Source organism: Streptomyces sp. NBC_01571, from assembly GCF_026339875.1.
Lineage (GTDB): Bacteria > Actinomycetota > Actinomycetes > Streptomycetales > Streptomycetaceae > Streptomyces.
In genome coordinates, this window is the sequence record NZ_JAPEPZ010000001.1 from 1,817,260 (window position 1) to 1,835,602 (window position 18,343).

Genomic DNA, 18,343 nt, shown 5'->3' on the forward strand with positions numbered 1-18,343 from the left:
CAGGTTCTCTTCCCCGCGCATCAGAACTGGATCTGGAAGAACGGCGCCGGCGGCGTCGGGCCGCCGTGGCGCCCGTTGCCGTTGGCGGAGGCCGGCACCGGCACGTCGAACCAGAACCGGCGCCGCCGATACCGCGGCGGGTCCAGCGGTTCACGCCGCGGGACATAGCCGTCCGGGGCCTGGCGCACCACCATGTGGGCGTTCGTGCCGCCGAAGCCGAACGAGCTGACCCCGGCCCGGCGTACGCCGTCCCGCGCGGTCCACTCCCGCAGCTCGCGGACCGGGAACAGCGGCGACCGGTCGAACTCGAAGCGCCGGTTGAGCGTCGCGCAGTGCAGGGTCGGCGGCAGTTGCCCGTGGTGCACCGACAGCACCACCTTGATCAGGCCGGCGATCCCGGCCGCACTGAGCGTGTGCCCGATGTTGGTCTTCACGCTGCCCACACCGCAGAACCCGACCTCGTCGGTGGCGCCGCGCAGGACCTCGGTGAGCGCCTTCAGCTCCATCGGGTCGCCGATCATGGTGCCGGTGCCGTGCGCCTCGACGTAACCGAGCTGCGCCGGCGACACCTCGGCCGCGGCAAGTGCGGACTCGATGACCTCGCTCTGCGCCCTTGGGTTCGGCGTGGTGATGCCCATGGTGCGGCCGTCGTTGTTGACGGCGCTGCCCTCGATCACCGCGTACACCCGGTCGCCGTCGCGGATCGCGTCCTCGACCCGCTTGAGCAGCAGGGCGCCGACGCCCTCGCCGAGGACGATGCCGTCGGCGCGCTCGTCGAAGGTGTGGCACCGGCCGCTGGGCGACAGTGCCCTGGCGCCGCTCATGCCGACGAACGGCACTTCGTCGAGCAGGATCTCGACGCCGCCGGCGATCACCAGGTCGGACTCGCCGGTGCGCAGGCTCTGCGCGGCCAGGTGCACCGCGACCAGCGCCGAGGAGCAGGCGCTGTCGACCACCACGGCGGGGCCGCGCACGTCGAGGTAGTGCGAGAGGTGGGCGGCGATGAAGTTCTGCGCCATGCCGCTGATCGAGTGGGTCGTCGCGGCGGCATGGTGCGCGCCGAAGTTCGCCGCCCGGGCGCCGGCGAAGACCCCGACCCGGCGACCGGCCACGTCGGCGGGCGTCAGGCCCGCGTCGGCCAGGCACTCCGCTCCGGCCTCGAGGAACTGCCGCACCAGCGGGTCGACGTGGGCGGCTCCGGCCGGGTCGAGCCGGAAGAAGTCCGGGTCGAAGTCCTCGATGCCGTCCAGGAATCCGCCCCACTTGCTGACGGTCCTGCCGGGCTGCGGGGCGGGGTGCCAGAAGCGATCGGCATCCCAGCGCGACGGCGACACCTCGGTCACCGAGTCCACGCCGCCGACCAGGTTGCGCCAGAACGTGGCGTGGTCGGGCGCTCCGGGGAAGTGGGCGGCGATGCCCACCACCGCGATGCCCCGCTCCGGCTCCCTCACCCGCGCGAGTTGCGGCTCCGGCGTGCGCACCGGCTCCGGCTTCTCGGGCACCGGCTGATCCGGTAGCCGATCATCGAGGGCGGCCGCCAGCTGGGCGATGGTCGGGTTCTCCAGCAGCGCCGAAGGTTCGGCGACCACCCCGAGGTCACGTTCCAGCGCGGCGAGCAGCTGGGCGATCATGATGGAGTCCACACCGAGGTCGGCGAAGTCGGCGTCGGGCCGGATCTGCGCGGCGTCCAGGCGCAACGTCGCCGCGAAGACCTCGGTGAGCCTTCGCACGCCGTCACCGGTCCGCATCCCGTACGCAGTGGGCGTGTCCGCGGCGGCGACCGGCGCGGGGGTCTCGGGCGCGGCGACCGTCAGGAGGGCGCCGGCGTCGAACCGGGTGGTGTCCACCAGGCACGGCAGCACGACCGGGTCGGGCCCGGCCAGCGCCGCGTCCAGCAGCGCCACGCCGTCCTGCGGGCTGAGCGTCCGCAGCCCCAGCTCCCGGTACGCCGGGGTGTCCACCTCCGGCATGCCGGCCGCCTGCCAGCTCGGCCACTGCACCGACCGGAAGACCGGCGTGTCGGTGCCGGTGGCGCTCCGGTACTCGGCCACCCGGTCCAGCACCGAGTTGGCCAGCGCGTAGTCGCTCATCCCGGCCGCCAGCGCGGGCACCTGGCCGGCCACCGACGAGTACAGCACCACGAAGCGCAGCGGGTCGTCCGCGCACGCGTCCAGCAGCGCCTGCAGGCCGGTGGTCTTCGGTTCCAGCACCCGCCGCATGTCGGCGGTGCGTTTGCCGACGAAGGCCGGGTCGGTCATCACACCGAGACCGGCGCAGTGCACGATCCCGGCGATCGGTCCCCACTCCTGGCGGATCAGGTCCAGCACCTCCCGGGCGTGCTCCAGCGGGACGCTCTCGATCAGCAGGCGCACCCCGGGGCGTTCGAGCGCGGTGAGGTCGCGCAGCCGGGCCGCCAGCGCCGGATCGGTGTCGGGCGCTGTCAGCAACTCCGCCCAGTTCTCGCGGGCGGGCAGCGGGGACTGCCCGAGCAGGACCAGCTGGTCCGCTCCCCGCTCGACGAGCTCGGCGGCCAGCAGGCGGCCGAGCGCGCCGGTTCCGCCGGTGATCACCACCGGATGTCCGGCGAGATCGTCCGACCACCGGGCGGGCGCCGAGGCGTTGCCGGTGGGACGCAGCGTCGGCGTGTACCGGGCGCCGTCACGCACGCACACCTCGGTGACCGGGTCGGTCGCCGCCAGCTCCGCGGTGGCCACGTCCCGCAGCGCGTCCGGATCCATGACGTCGACGTCGACGGTACGGGCGAACACCCCGCGGTACTCGGCGGAGAGCATCCGGACCAGCCCCGCGAACGCCGCTCCTCGGAGCGTCGGGCTGTGCGCGCGGAAGGACACCAGTCCCTGGGTCATGTGCAGATACGCGAAGCCGGCGGTCCGGTTCGCCGTGATCAGCTCGCGGGCCAGCACGATGCGGGCCCAGTCGACGCGTACGTCGGACACCGGCACCGCGGACAGGTCGACGAGGTCGATCACGACCGGCGCCCGGCCGATCGACGCGGCGGCCCGCAGACCGGTCTCCTCGTCCGTGTTGTCCAGGCGGACCACCCGGGCCGCGTCCCCGAACGCCGCCGTCGCCAGCGCCTCGGTCTCGGCCCGGACCAGGACCACCGGTGCGTGCGGCGCCGGCCCGGACGGTGCCGGCGCCGGTTCCCATGCCTTGACCAGCAGGCGTCGCGCATCGTCCGGCGGCGGCGGTGCGGACGGGCTCGTCAGCCAGTGCCGTTCCCGTGCGAACGGGTATGTCGGCAGGGAGGTCAGGGCGGGCCGATCGGTGCGCAGCGCGGCCCAGTCCACGGCCGCACCGTCCTGCCAGAGCCGGGCGATCCGGTCGAGCCGCCCCTCCCGGGCCAGCCGGCGCAGGTAGCTGACGCCCTCCGGCTCGGTGAGCCAGTCGTGGGCGCCGGTCACGGTGGTCGCCTCGATGTCGCTGGCCAGGAAGGCGGCCAGCCGGTCCCGTAATTCGGCTACGGATGTGACGACCAGCGCCAGGCGCACCGGCATCGGAACGCGGCCCACCTGCGAGGTGTGGGCGAGTGAGGTGAGCGCGGGCTGCTGGTCGCCGAGGAAGGTCCAGTATGCCCGGGCGTACCGGTGCAGGGCGGCCTCGTCCCGCGCCGACAGCAGGAAGATCTCCGGCCCGGCCGGCTCCACCGGCGCGGACGTTGCGGGCGGCTCCTCCAGGACGACATGGGCGTTGACCCCGCCGAAGCCGAACGAGCTGACCCCGGCGCGCAGCGGCACGGGCGTGCCGTCGGCGTCGTTCGGCGCCCACAGCCGGGTCGCGCGGACCGGCTCGAACGGTGTGCCGTCCAGCTCGATCAGCGGGTTGAGCCGGGACAGATGCAGAGTCGGCGGCAGCTGTCGGTGCCGCATGGCCAGCACTACCTTGATCACGCCGGCTATGCCCGCAGCGGGCTCCAGGTGCCCGATGTTGCTCTTGACCGTGCCGATGCCGCAGGTGACCGCGGGCCCGGCGGCCAGCGTGCGATGGGCACGGATCAGGCCGTCGATCTCGACCGGGTCGCCCAGGGCGGTGCCGGTGCCGTGCAGCTCGACGTAGGACACCGTCTCGATCGGCACATCCGCGTCCCGATATGCCTCGACCAGCAGCTCCGCCTGCGCGAGCGGGTTCGGTGAGGTGAGCGACGAGGCGCGGCCGCCGTGGTTGACCGCGCTGCCGCGGATGACCGCGTGCACCTGGTCGCCGTCGGCGAGGGCCCGCGACAGCGTCTTGAGCACGACGACGCCGACACCCTCGCCCTTGACGTATCCGTCGGCCCGCTCGTCGAGCGCCTTGCACCGTCCGTCGGGCGCGAGCACGCCGAGCTGGTTGCCGGCGACCACGGTCTGCGGGGACAGCACGAGGCTCACCCCACCGGCGATGGCCAGGTCGCTCTCCCCCGCGCGCAGCGACCGCACGGCGCGGTGCAGGGCGACCAGCGAGCTGGAGCAGGCGGTGTCGACGCTCTCGCTCGGGCCACGCAGGTCGAGCAGGTACGAGATGCGGTTGGCCAGCATGGTGCGGGCCAGACCGGTGCCGGCGTGAGCGTTGACGTGCTCGCCGCGCAGCACCATCGACTCGTAGTCGGTGAACTGCACCCCGGCGAAGACACACACCCGGCCGCCCGCGAGCCGGTCCGGGCGGCACCCGGCGTCCTCCAGCGCGGCCCAGGTGTGCTCCAGGAAGAGGCGGTGCTGCGGGTCCATGGCCTGCGCCTCGGCCGGTGAGATGCGGAAGAACAGCGGATCGAAGAGGTCCACGCCGGTCAGGAAGCCACCCCAGCGCGCGGTGCCGCCGAAGCGGCGGGCAACCTCCCGCCAGTCCCATCGGTCGGCGGGCGTCTCGGTGATCAGGTCCCGGCCGTCGGCGAGGTGCCGCCAGAACGATTCGAGGTCGTCCGCGCCGGGCAGCCGCCCGGCCAGGCCGATGATCGCGATCGGCTCGTGACCGAACGGATCCGCGGACCGCGAGCCGCTCGCGGGCACGGACACGCCATGCGGCACGGACAGCGGTGCGGGCGTGGGCTCGGCCGGTGCGAGTGCGGGGACGGGTGCCGACTCGGACCACGCGGGGCCGGACTCGGCCGGCGCGGACGCGGGCTCGGACGACGCGGGCGCGGACTCGGCTTGCGGAGCGACCGGGGCCGCCGGGGGCAGCTCGTCCGCCAGGAACGCGGCGAGCTTGGTGATCGTGTTGGCACCGAACAGCGTCGTCGTCGGCACGGTCACGTCGTAGCGGGTGGCCAGCGCCGCGGCCAGGTTCTGCAGGCCGAAGGAGTCCAGACCGTACTCGCCGAAACCGGCGTCCGGGTCGAGAGCGGTCGGGGCGATCCCGAGGATCTCGCAGATCAGCTCCCGGACCTGTGTGGCCAGTTCCGGGGGGACGACGTCGGCCGGCGCGACAGGCCGCGGCGGCGCCGGGAGGGCCGGCACGCCGTCATCGCGCAGGCGCATCCCGGCGACCAGATCGCGCATCCGGGCCGGGTCACCGGGCAGGACGGCCACCTGCGGGCGGTCCAGGCGCAGCGCCAGGTCGAGCGCCTGCTCGCCCTCGGCCGTCTCCAGGTAGCGGAAGCCGGTGCCGGCCAGGTAGCGGCGCTCGTCCTCGGTGTTCACGTGCATGCCGCCGGCTCGCCACATCGGCCAGTCCACCGACACGGTACGGCCGTGCCGACGGCCGGCGAGACGCTCCCGCTCCCGGAAGTCCGCGAACCCATCGAGGTAGCGAGCGCCGACCGCGTAGTCCACCAGGCCGTAGTCACCGAGCTGCCCGGCCAGCGAGGAGTACAGTACGAACAGGTCCAGGGGCAGGTCGCGGGTGACCTCGTCGAGCACCCTGGTTCCGGTGATCCGGGCGCGCAGGTGCGCCCGGAGCTCGTCGACGTCCTTGCCGGGAAGCGGGTTGCGCGACGCGGTGCCGGCCAGGTGGAACACCCCGTCGAGGCTGCCCAGGTCGGCGATCACCTCGGCCACGACGCGGGTCATCGCGTCGCGGTCCTCCACAGCCGCCTGGTAGTACTCGACGGTGCCGTACGCGCGCAGCTCCGCCAGCTGCTCGGCCCGCTCGGCAGCCGGCGAGCGGCCGGTCAGCGCCACCCGGGCGCCCCGTGACAGCAGCGTCCGGGCCAGCAGCACACCCAGCCCGCCGAGGCCGCCGGTGATCAGGTAGACGCCGCCGTCACGCAGCGGCGAGGGCAGCACCGGACGGGCGGGGATCTCGCTCAGCGTCCGCACCGTTCGGCCCGACGCCGACAGCCGCACGGCCGGGCCCGACAGCCGGTGCGCGGCGATCTCGGCGAGCAATGCGGAGGTGTCGCCCGCACCGTCGACCCGGACGACGCTGAACGTCGTGCCCGGCAGCGCGGCCCGCAACGACGCGTCGAACCCGCCCCACGCCTCGGCGAGCGCGTCCTCCTGCACCAGCACCTGGATCCGGATCGGGGTACGGGCGCCGCCGGCCGTCAGCTCCTTCGCGATCCGGAACATCGCCTCGATCCCCAGGTCGTCGCGGCCGGGTGCGAGAAGCGGCCACTGGTGGACGATCCGGGCCGGCGTCTCGGCGAGCAGCCGCGTATAGTCGTCCTGCTCGCCGGGCCGGATGGTGATCACCGAGCCCTCGTCGCGGTACTCCGTGCCGACGCGGACGTGCACCGCGCCGGGCACCGGCAGATCGCCCAGGACCAGCACCCGGCCCGGGTGCTCGCCGGCCGCCGGGACCGGCTCGTCCTCCCAGGTCGCCGTGAAACAGCTGACCGGCCGGGCCGTCGTGCCCTCGGTGAACCAGTGCCGTTCCGGCGCGAACGGGTAGGTCGGCAGCGACCGCCGGCGCGGCGGGGCGGCCCACCGGCGATGCCAGTCCACCTGTGCGCCCCGGGCCCAGGCGGCTGCGGTCTCCTCGTCGCCGTGGCCGTCGTACGGAGTGCGGTCCGCGTCCCGCTCGACCCGCCCTGTGTGCATGCCGGCGGTGTCACCGGCGAGGAAACGTCGCAGCGTGGCGACGGCGTGTTCGGCGGAGTCGGTGACGAACGCCAGCCGCTCGGGGTAGGCCCCGCGCCCGGTCTGCAACGTGTAGGCGGTGTTCACCAGGTCGTGCGCCCAGCGGTCCGGCCGGTCGGCGAAGGACCGCACGTACGCCCGCAGCCGTTCGGGGTCTCGGGCGGACAGGACGAACACGACCGGTCCCGGCGCCGGAATCGGCTCTTCGGCCGGGTACTCCTCGAGTACGACGTGTGCGTTGACTCCGCCGTACCCGAAGGCGCTCACCCCGGCCCGGCGCGGCACCCCGGGTGCGGGCGGCGCCCACTCCCGCGGCCCGGTCGCGAGTTCGAAGGGGGTGCCCTCCAGGCCCAGATGCGGGTTCGGCCGCGGCCCGTGCGGGTCGCCGCTGATCCGGCCGTGCCACATCGACAGCAGAACGCGCAGCACCGCGGCGATGCCGGCGGCCGGTTCGAGATGGCCGATGGTGTTCTTCAGCGCGCCGAGCGCGCAGTGCGGCTTGTCGGGCGCGTCGTGACCCCAGTCCTGGTAGAGGTCGGCGAACGCCTCGCGCAGCCCGTTGGTCTCGGCGGGGTCGCCGATGACCGTGCCGGTGCCGTGCGTCTCCAGGTAGCCAATCGTCGCCGGGTCGACCGCCGCCTCCCGGTGGGCCTGCCGGATCACGTCGGCCTGTGCCCGCGGGTTCGGCGCGGTCAGCGAGTTGGCGCGGCCGCCGTGGTTGACCGCGGTGCCGCGCAGTACGGCCAGGATCGGGTTGCCGTCGGCGCGCGCCCGGCTGAGCCGCTTGAGGACGACGGCGCCGACCCCCTCGCCGCGTACGTAGCCGGTCGCGTCGGCGTCGAAGGCCCGGCCCACGCCGTCCGGGCTGAGCATCCCCGCGCGTTCCAGTGAGGCGAAGGTGACCGGGGACAGCATCAGGCTGACGCCGCCGACGATGACCGTGCCGCACCGTCCGAGGCGCAGCGCCTCCGCCGCCCGGTGCAGCGCGACGAGCGAGCTGGAGCAGGCGGTGTCCACGGGTTCGCTGGGACCGTGCAGGTCGAGCTGGTACGAGATGCGGTTGGCCAGCATCGACGGGGCCAGGCCGGTCGACGAGTAGGCGTCGGTGGCAGCGCCGGAGCGCTGGATGAGTTCGGCGTACTCGGAGGAGCCGACGCCGACGAAGAGCCCGGTGTCGCTGCCGGCCAGATCACCTGGGTCCATGCCCGCGTCCTCCAGCGCGGCCCACACCGTACGCATCAGCAGCCGCTGCCGCGGGTCCATCCAGCGGGCTTCGCGCGGGGAGATGCCGAAGAACAGCGGGTCGAACTGGTCAATGCCGCCGATGAAGCCGGCCCGGGTCACCCGGGTGCGTTCCGGGTGCGCAGCCGGGTCGCCGTGATGCTCCCCCGCGACCCACCGGTCGGCCGGTAGCTCGGTGAACAGGTCGCCGCCGCGTTCCAGGGCGGCCCAGAACTCGTCCAGGTCGGTGGAGCCGGGCAGCATCCCGGCCATGCCGACGATGACCACCGGGTCGTCCGGTTCCGGCGTCCCGGGGTGCGCGGGCACGTCCTGCGGGTGTTCGCGGGCGAGCCAGTCGGCCAGGGACGCTGCCGTCGGGGTGGCCAGCAACTGGTCGGGGCCGACGGGAGCCTCGAACGCCGCGGCGACGTCACCGGCCAGCCTCAGCAACGCCAGCGAGTCCAAGCCGTGATCGTGGAACGAGGCGGCCGGGTCCAGGTCGGTCACCGGGTAGCCGCTGACCCCGCTGACCAGCCGCAGCACGGTGGTCAGCGCGGAACCGGAGGAGCCGGGCGGCGGCGTGGCGGCCGGCGGCGCCGCTGCACGGATCCAGCAGCGGACCGGCTCGAACGGGTACCCGGGCAGTGACAGCGGTTCCGGCGTGCTGCCGGGCGTGCCCGCCCAGTCGATCACCTCGCCGTGCACCCAGCGGCGGGCGGTGTCGTGCGGATCCGCGCTCGGCGCGACCGGGGCGCCCGGTTCCGTGGTCACCACACCGGTCCAGCCCGCGGGCCGCCCGGCGAGGAATGCGTCGAGCTGGTCGATCAGCTCGTCCGTGCGGTGGGCGACCACGGCGAGCCGGTGTGCCATCGCCTCACGCCCTATCTGCAACGTGTAGGACAGGCGGCCGAGGTCGATGTCCGCCGCGTCCGGCAGGGCCGCGGCGAGCTGTCGCAGGGTCGATCCGCTGTGCACGGCACCGGGGTGCAGGGCGGTGTCCCGCCCGGCCAGCCGCATGATCGTGGCGGGGTCCAGGCCGAGCTCGTCGAGCGGCTCGTCGACGGCGCCGACCGGCACCCCGGCGGCCGCGGCGATCTCTGCCAGGCCGGTCGCGCCCGGCTCGCCGCGCAGACGGCTCAGCATCCGCTCGACGACCCGGCGCAGCGCCTGCGCGTCGCGCCCTGAGAACGGGAACACGGCTGGCACCGGCACGACGCCGGGCCGCGGCTCGGCCCGGTACTGCTCGACCACCAGGTGGGCGTTGGAGCCACCGGCGCCGAAGGCGCTGACACCGGCGCGCAAGGGTTGCGGGCCGGTCCACGGCGCCGTCTCCCGCTGGACACGGAACGGGACGTTCGCCCAGTCGACGGCCGGGTTCAGCTCCTCGGCGTGCAGTGACGGCGTCAGCTCCCCGGCGCGCATCTGCAGCAGCACCTTGGCCAGGGCGGCGATGCCGGCCGCCGACTCCAGGTGCCCGATGGACGACTTCACCGAGCCGATGGCGATCGAGCCGGCCGGACGGTCGCCGAACGCCCGGGCCAGTCCGGCGACCTCGGCCGGGTCACCCAGCGCCGTGCCGGTGCCGTGCGCCTCCACGTACGACACGCCGGCCGGTTCGACGCCGGCGGCCCGCAGCGCGCTCGTGATGACCTCGCTCTGGGCGCTGGGGCTGGGCACCGCGTACCCGCCGGTCTTGCCGCCGTGGTTGACCGCGCTGCCGAGGATCACGCCGAGGATGCGGTCACCGTCGCGCTCGGCCGCGGCCAACGGCTTGAGCAGGACCGCGCCGACGCCCTCGCCGGGAACCATGCCGTCGCCGCCGGCCGCGAAGCTGCGGCACCGGCCGGTCTCGCCGGTGAAGCCGCCGGCCGCGAGCTGCCGGTACTTGCGGGGGTGCGGGGTGAGGTTGACGCCGCCAGCCAGCGCGTAGTCCGCGCTTCCGCCGGCCAGTGCCTCGCAGGCCAGATGGATGGCGGTCAGCGACGACGAGCACATGGTGTCGACCGCCAGGCTCGGGCCGTGCAGGTCGAGGGCGTACGAGACCCGGTTGGCGATCGACGCGTAGCCCATCCCGCCGGCCAGGCCGCGCTCGTCCTCGAAGAGCTGGTAGTGGCCGTACATGACGCCGACGTAGACCCCGACGCGGCTGCCCCGGAGCCGGATCCGCGGGTAGCCGGCGTCCTCAAGGGTGTGCCAGGCGGTCTGCAGGAACAGCCGCTCCTGCGGGTCGGTCCGCTCCGCCTCGTGCATCGACATCTGGAAGAACCGTGGGTCGAACTCGTCGATGCGGTCGAGGAAGCCACCCCACCGGCTGACCGGTGTGCCGTTCACCTCGGGCGCCACCGGCGGATCCCAGCGCCCGGCCGGCACCTCGCGGATGCAGTCCCGCCCGGTTCGCAAATTGCTCCAGAACGCGTCGAGGTCGTCGGCGAGCGGGTACCGGCCGGCCACGCCGATGACGGCGATCCGGGTGTCCGCGGCGGGCGCCGTCTCCGCCGGCCGTCCGGCACGCTCGGTGACCACGGCCGGCGCGGGCCGGGGCTGGTCGGGTACGAGGGTCCGCACGCTGTCCGGATACCGCTCGACCAGGTAGTCGGCGACTTCACGGATGGTCGGGCGTTCGAACAGCAGAGTGGTCGGCAGATCGCCCATGCGTTCGGCGAGCAGGTCGGCGATCCGGGGCACGGTGAGCGAATCGACCCCGAAGTTCTCGTACGTCTCGTCCAGCCACAGCCGGTCCCGGGGCACCTGGAGCACCTGGACGAACGCGTCCTTAACATACTCACGGGCGGCCTCGACGAGCCGGTCCGCGCCGCCGGCGTGCGGCTCCGCCGTGGGTGCGGCGACGGGCGCCGGCCCGGCCGGGCCGGTCTCCGCGACGACGACGTGCTGGGTGAGCCCCTCGTCGGCGGGGAACGCCCGGCTGCGGGCGAATCCGGCCAGGTCGAGCGCGGTGCGCCAGCCGGGTGCGGACAGCAGCGGCGAACCGGGCAGGCGCAGGCCGGCGTCGCGGTGCAGCCACCAGCCGTCGAGCAGACCGAAGGTGAGCGTGGCGGTGACGACGTTGCTGGTGGCCTCGTTGAGCACCAGTTGCCCGCCGGGTTTGAGCAGCGTCGCGACCGCGCGCAGGGTGTGCGTCAGGTCCGGGGTGGCGTGCAGGACGTTCGCCGCGACCACGATGTCCGCGCCGCCGGGCGGGAAGCCCTGCGTGAGGGGGTCGCCGGAGATGTCAAGCTGCTGGAAGCGCACCATCGGGTAGCGCTCGGCGAACCTCTGCCGGCCGTGCTGCAGGAAGGCGGGCGAGATGTCGGTGTAGACGTACGTCAGTTCCGCGCCGGTGGCGGCCAAGGCGGGCAGCAGGCTCGCGGTGGTGCCGCCGGTTCCGGCGCCGACCTCGACGACCGTGACCGGTCCGCCGAGCCGGCCCACCCGGTCCAGCAAGGCGGCGACCACGAGTTGGTTGGCGCGGTCGACCACCGGGCTGCCCCGGTACGCGCCCTCCACCAGCTCCGTGGATCCGCCGGGGAACATCACCTCGGTCGCGCGGACGGTGCCGCGGAGCACCCCGAACAGGTGGTGCATGCAGGGCCTGAGCAGCCGGTCGATGCGGTTCAGTGCGGGTTGCCCTTCGCAGAGCGCGACCAGCTCGTTCTCCGGGTCAGTGGGGGCCGGGCGGTCCGTGGCGGTCAGCGCGCTGCCGTCGTCGTCGTACAGGAAACCGGCGACGGTGAGCACGCGCAGCAGTTCGGCGAAGAGCCGGGACTGTCCGTCGGCGATCCGCAGACGCCGCCGCAGTTCGTCGGCGGTCCACCGTTCGCCGCCGGTCCGGAACACCCCTTCGCCCCGGAACAGTTCCCAGAGCCAGCCGAGCACGACCTTGTCCAGACGCGCCTGGTCGCTCTCGGTCAGCAGCCGGGCGACCGGCGGCAGCGCTGCCGCCGAAGGTGCCAGTTCGTCGCCGGCCTGCTCGGCGGCGGGCCGTTCGACTCCGGCGGCGGCGAGCACGGCGGCGGTCGCCTTGATCACCACGACCTGCCGATCGGTACGGCCCAGCACGTCGTGCACGGCTGCCATGCCCTCGGCCGGGGTGATGGAGTGGATCCCGGTCCGGGCCAGGCGCTCACGGTGCCGGTCGTCGGCGACGATGCCGACGGTGCCCCAGTAACCCCAGTTGATGACGGCCGAGCGGGCCGCCAGCACATCGTCGAGGTGGTGTGCGAACGCGTCCTCGAACGTCGATCCGGCGGCGTAGTTGGCCTGCCCGGCGCTGCCCGACAGGGCCACCGCCGAGGAGAAGAACAGGACGAAGTCGAGCCCGTCGGCGGCGCCCAGGGCGCAGTGCAGGGCCACCGACGTACGGGTCTTGGCGTCGAGAACGGCCCGGAAGGTGTCCTCGGTCATCGTGGCGACGGTCTGGTCGCGCAGCACAATCGTGGCGTGCACGACCCCGTGCAGCGCGCCATGCTCGGCCCGGACCGCCGCGACCACCTCGCCCAGCGCCGCCGGGTCGGTGGCGTCGGCCCGCCGGTACGAGACGAGCTCGCCGGCCGGGTCGAGGCGGCGCAGCCGGTCGCAGCGGTCGGCGTCGAGTTCACTGCGCCCCACCAGCACGACCTTGGCCCGGTAGCCGCGCACCAGCCACTCGGTGAGCTCCAGGCCGAGTCCTCCGGCACCGCCGAGGATCAAGTAGACCCCGCCCTGGCGTATCGCCTCGCGCGTCGTCGTCGTGGTGGCGGGGACCAGGCTCCGCCGGTGCAGGACACCGGCGCGCAGGGCGTACGGGCCGCCGGCCGGCACGTCGAGGACATCCGGGGAGATCGGGTCGGCCGAGGAGCGGTCGACCACGGCCACCCGCCAGCGCGGATGCTCCTGGGCCAGGGACAGGGCCAGCCCGTGCAGGCTCGCCGCGTACGGGTTGCGGACCGGTTCGGTGCCGGTGCTCAGCGCGTCCTCGGTGACCACCGTCAGCCGTACCGGTGCGCCGGACCGTTGCAGCGCCTTGGCGACGCGGAACAGGGCCAGGACGCCACGCTTCTGCGCGAGGTCGAGGGCGGCGGGGTCGTCGGTGCGCCCTTGCGCCGGACCGGAGAGCACGATCACGTGGCCGGGGCGCCCGGCCGGTGCGACGAAGTGCTCGGGCTCGATCTCGGTGACGGAACCGCCGAGCCGGGTGGCGAGGGCGGCGGCGAGGGGCGCGGCGGCGGACGGACGGATTAGCCAGGTGTCCGAGCCGGGCGCGGTCAACGGCGCGGTGAACGGCTCGGCCGGCGCCGGGGACCAGCGGGGCAGGTACATCAGGTCGTCCACCGGTCGCTCGGTGACGGCGGGGCCGGCGGTCACTGCAGGCCCGGTGGTCAAAGCAGGCCCGGTGCCGGATGTCCGCGGTGCGGGAGCCGGGCGCAGGGACAGGTCGCGCAGCCGGACGTGAACGTTGCCGGCCAGGTCGGTCAGGGTCAGGTCGTACCGGTCCGGGCCGACGGCGCGCACATGGGCGTACACCTGCTCGGGCAGCGGCCCGAACACCTCGGCGGCGGCGAGCGCGAACGGCACCATCGGCGGGCCGCCGGCGCGGTCGCGCAGCACCGCGAAGGTGTGCAGGGCACCGTCGATCAGCGCGGGTGGCAGGGCGCAGCCGGCGAACCGGGCGGCTTCGGCGGGCACGCGCAGACTCGCCAGCGCCTCGTCGGCGCCGGAGGCGATCCACTCGACGGCACGCAGCGCCGGTCCGTAGACCAGGCCGGCCCCGGCCAGGTCGGCGTAGAGGTCCGCGCCGTCGTGCCGGTGCGGCAGGGCGGCCCGAATCAGCTCGACCGGTACGGGCTCCGGCACATCGTCGGCCAACGCCTCGACAACGCCCTCGGCAAGCCGGTCGCCGGTGTCGCCGAGCAGCGTGAAGGCCAGGCCGGCGCCGTCGCGGCGCAGCCGGGTCCGGGCGGAGGCCGCGGCCTCGGTGACCACGAGCGGACGCAGCCACCGGACGTCGCGCAGCCGAGCCGGCACCGGGTACCCGGCGTGCGCGGCGGCGGCCCGGGCCATCTCCAGGACCGCTGCGGCGGGAAGCAGGCGCAGGTCGCCGACGCGGTGCCCGTCGATCAGTGGGTGCGCGGGGGCGAAGGCGGTGCGGTAGGTCAGGCCGTCCACGCTGTCGGCCGGCTCGATCTCGTCCAGCAGCGGATGCGTGGCCGGGCCGGCCGGCGACGGCGCCCACATCTGCTCGGTGAGCCAGCAGCGCAGCTCCTCGAACGGGTAGCCGGGCAGCGGCAGCCGCCGCCCGGTGCCCGGCCAGGCGACGGTCGCGCCGGAGGTCCAGGCGGCAGCCAGGCCGGCCGGGTCCGTGGCGGCCGGCGCGGCGGCGCGGGAGGCGGCACGGCTGCGGACGCTGCCCGTCCACACGCCGGTTCCGGTGCCCGCGCGCAGCCGACCGGCCAGCTCGTCCGCCGTGGAGGCGAGCACCACCATGCGGTCGGCCCAGGCCTCGCGGCCGTGCTGCAGCGTGTACGCCACGTCGGCGAGCCGGTCGGCGAGGCCGTTCTCCACTGCGTCGGCCAGCCGCTCGGCCAGCGCGCGCAGGCTCTCCGGGGTGCGGGCGGAGAGCGGGAAGAGCCAGGGGCCCGGTGCGGCGGCCGGCGCAGGCCCGGGAACGTACTCCTCGACGACCAGGTGGGCATTGGCTCCGCCCGCGCCGAACGAACTGATCCCGGCGCGGCGCGGCAGGCCGTCCCGGCGCGGCCACGGGGCCACCTCGGTCTGCACCCGCAGCGGCGTGGAGTCGAAGTCGATGTTCGGGTTGACCGGGTCGGCGTGCAGCGACGGCACCAGTTCCCCGTGCCGCATCTGCAGGAGCACCTTGCAGAGCCCGGCCATGCCTGAGGCCGATTCAAGGTGGCCGATGTTCGACTTCACCGAGCCGATCGGCAGGCTGCCCCGGGGCAGACCGGAGGCGCCCAGCGCACGGGCCAGGGCCCGGATCTCCACCGGGTCGCCCAGTGCGGTGCCGGTGCCGTGAGCCTCAAGGTAGCCGAGTGTGGCGGCGGACCCGGACTCGGCCAGTGCCCGCTCGACGAGGTCGCTCTGCGCGACCGGGTTGGGCACGGTGAAGCCATTGGTCTTGCCGCCGTGGTTGACGGAGCTGCCCAGGATGACGCCGTGGATGTGGTCGCCGTCGCGGACGGCGGCCAACAGGGGCTTGAGCAGCACCGCACCGACGCCCTCGCCGGGCACGTAGCCGTCGCCGTCCGCGCCGAAGCTGCGGCAACGGCCGTCGCTGGAGGTGAAGCTGCCCTGGCCGAGGAACCGGTACTTGTACGGGTGGACGTGCAGGTTGACACCCCCGGCGAGGGCCATTTCGGCCTCACCGGAACGCAGGTCGCGCACGGCGAGGTGGATGGCCGTCAACGACGAGGAGCACATGGTGTCCACCCCCAGGCTGGGGCCGGTCACGCCCAGGGTGTACGAGACCCGGTTGGCGATGGACGCGTGCGACGATGCGCCGATACGGCCGTCGGCGGCCTCGTGGAGCTGGTAGAGGCCGTACATAGCGCCGGCGTACACACCGACGCGGCGGGCGCGCAGGTCGGCCCGGGTGAGGCCGGCGTCCTCCATGGCGTGCCAGGCGGTCTGCAGGAACAGCCGCTCCTGCGGGTCGATGATCTCCGCCTCTCGCGGGGAGATGCCAAAGAAGAGCGGGTCGAACCGGTCGATGCCGCGCAGAAAACTGCCCCACCGGCTGTACTCGGCGGCGCGGTCCGCCGGGGTGGCCTCGTCGTAGTCGCGCCAGTCCCAGCGGTCCGCCGGAATCTCGGTGATCAGGTCACGGCCGGCTCGCAGGTTCGCCCAGAACTCATCGAGGGTGTCGGACTCGGCGAACCGGGCCGCGACGCCGATGATCGCGATGGGCTCCGGGGCGTCCGTGGAGGGTGGCGTGGGACGGTCGCCGCTCGGGGCGGCTTCCGGTACGGCCGCCACGGCGGCCGGGACGACCGACCCCGGTGCCTGAGCCGGTGCCGATTCCGGTGTTGATACCGGTGCCGATTCCGGTGCCGGTGTGAGTTCGGCGAGGCGGCCGCCGTGCTGCTCGGCGAACCAGCCGGCGAGCCCGCGCAGTTCCTGGTATTCGAAGAAGAGGGTCTTCGGCAGTGATCCGAAGTGGTCCTCCAGCCGCCGGGTCAAATCCATGATCAACAGCGAGTCGATGCCGTACTGCTCGAACGCGGTGTCCGCGTCGATGTCCTCCGGCGGGTATTCGAGGACGTTGGCCAGCACGCCGCGCAGAAAGTCCTCGGCGGCCGCAGTGGCCGGCCCGGTGGCGGTCGCCGGTTCCGGCGCCGGTGCCGGAACCGGCGCTGAAGCCGCCGGCGCGTCGAGCAGGCCGCGGATGCGGTCCAGCTCGCCGTGCGCCACGAGCACGTGATCGCCGTCGTGGCCCAGCGCCCGGTCCCAGGCGCGCAGGGCGTCCGCGGTCGGCAGCGGCCGGAGCCCGGCGCGGCGGGCGGTGCGGGCCTGTGTGGCGTCGTCGGCGTCCATCCGGATGCCGCCGTCGGCCCACAGCGACCACAGCACGCTGAGGCTGCGGCCGGGCCGGTCGCTGCCGCGACGCCAGGCCGCGAACGCGTCGAGGAAACGATTCGCGTACGCGTAGTCGGCCTGGCCCGGGCTGCCCGCGCCGGACATCGAGGAGAAGCAGACGAAGAAGTCGAGCGGGTCCGCAGCCGTGGCCCGGTCCAGTGCGAGGGTGCCGTCGACCTTCGGCCCCAGCACCGCGGCGATCTCCTCGTCGGTCTTGCGCAGCAGGAACGAGTCACGGGTGACCCCAGCCAGGTGCAGCACCCCGCGCAACGGGCCGAACTTCTGGTGGACGCGCTCGACCAGCCGCTCGGCCGCGCCCAGTGCGCCCAGGTCGCAGGGCAGGTAGTGGACATCAAGCCCGGCGGCGCGCAGGGCGGTCAGGTCGGCGTCGGCGGACCGGCCGGTGAGCACGTAACGGGCCGACGGGCCCAGGTGGGTGACTAGGTGCCGGCCCAGCGCGCCGGCGCCGCCGGTGACCAGCACCGTCCCGACAGGCGTCAGCGGCGCCGGTACGGGGGCGGGGACGATCGGCTCCCAGCGGGCCACCTGCCGGCCGGCGGCGGTGTACCGGACCCGGAACTCGTGGTCCGCCGCAGCCTCGGCGTCCGCGACTGCCCGCAGGTCGGCGCCCTCGGTCGTGATCACCGCGGCGCGGAAGTCCGGATGCTCGTTGGCGATACTGCGCGCCATGCCGTCCAGAGCCAGCAGACGGGCGTCGGCGGCCGCACCGGACGGGCGGAACACGTGCAGCACCCGGATCGGCTGCCGGTCCGGCTGCGCGGCCCAGGCCCGGAAGAGCCGGACCAGGCCGGGCAGCGGGTCGTCGTCGCCGAGGCGGACCACCACGATCGGGCCGGAGCTCGGGAAGGGCCCGTCCTCGCCGGTCGCCAGGATCACCGTGCAGCCGGCGGGGGCGCCGCCGCGGGCGGGGGCGTCCTGCCAGCGCTGCGCCAGCAGGTGGGTGTCCACCGCGTCGGCCGGGTCCTTGACGGCGCGGGTGACCACACCGTGCAGCCGGACGGCGATGCGGCCGTCGGCGTCGGCGAGTGCGATGTCGTGGCCTGTCGCGGTGGCGACGGCATGGACGTACCCGTGTTCCGGCAGCGGCCCGAGGATCTCCACCCGGTCGATGGAGAAGGGCAGTTCGCGGGGCCGGGGCGCGGACGGGTCGGCGGCGGTCCAGAGCGCCGCCTGCAGCATGGCGTCCAGCAGGGACGGGTGCAGGGTGAAGTCGTCGAACGGCAGGTCCGCGGCGTCGGGCACGGCGACCTCGGCCAGCGCCTCGCCCTGGACGGAACGCATGGACCGCAGCCCGCGCAGGCTCGGTCCGTACCCACCGCCGAGCGCGGCGAAGACCGCGTAGCAGTCGTCGGCCGAGGCGGTCCGCGGCAGACGGGCGCGTACCGCGGCCAGGTCGAGGGGCGGGGCCGGCTCGGTGGCGCCAAAACGCAGGGTTCCGGTCGAGCACAGCTCCCCGTCCGGGCTGCCGTCGACGCGCCGCAGCTCGTAGGCGACGCCGTCGGTGGCGGGCGTGAACCGCAGCT

The 18,343-nt window shown here is 74.3% G+C and carries 1 protein-coding gene (cut by a window edge); it reads right to left on the minus strand.

The genetic code is table 11. The features are described 5' to 3' along the window. Positions 1–20: 20 nt before the first annotated feature. A protein-coding gene (locus OHB41_RS08235) for an L-histidine N(alpha)-methyltransferase (RefSeq protein ID WP_266697296.1) crosses the window boundary here: on the minus strand, positions 21–18,343 show its 3' portion. 640 nt of this gene lie beyond the right edge of the window; the window shows 18,323 of its 18,963 coding nt (coding positions 641–18,963); its start codon lies beyond the right edge, outside the window; it ends in the stop codon at positions 21–23.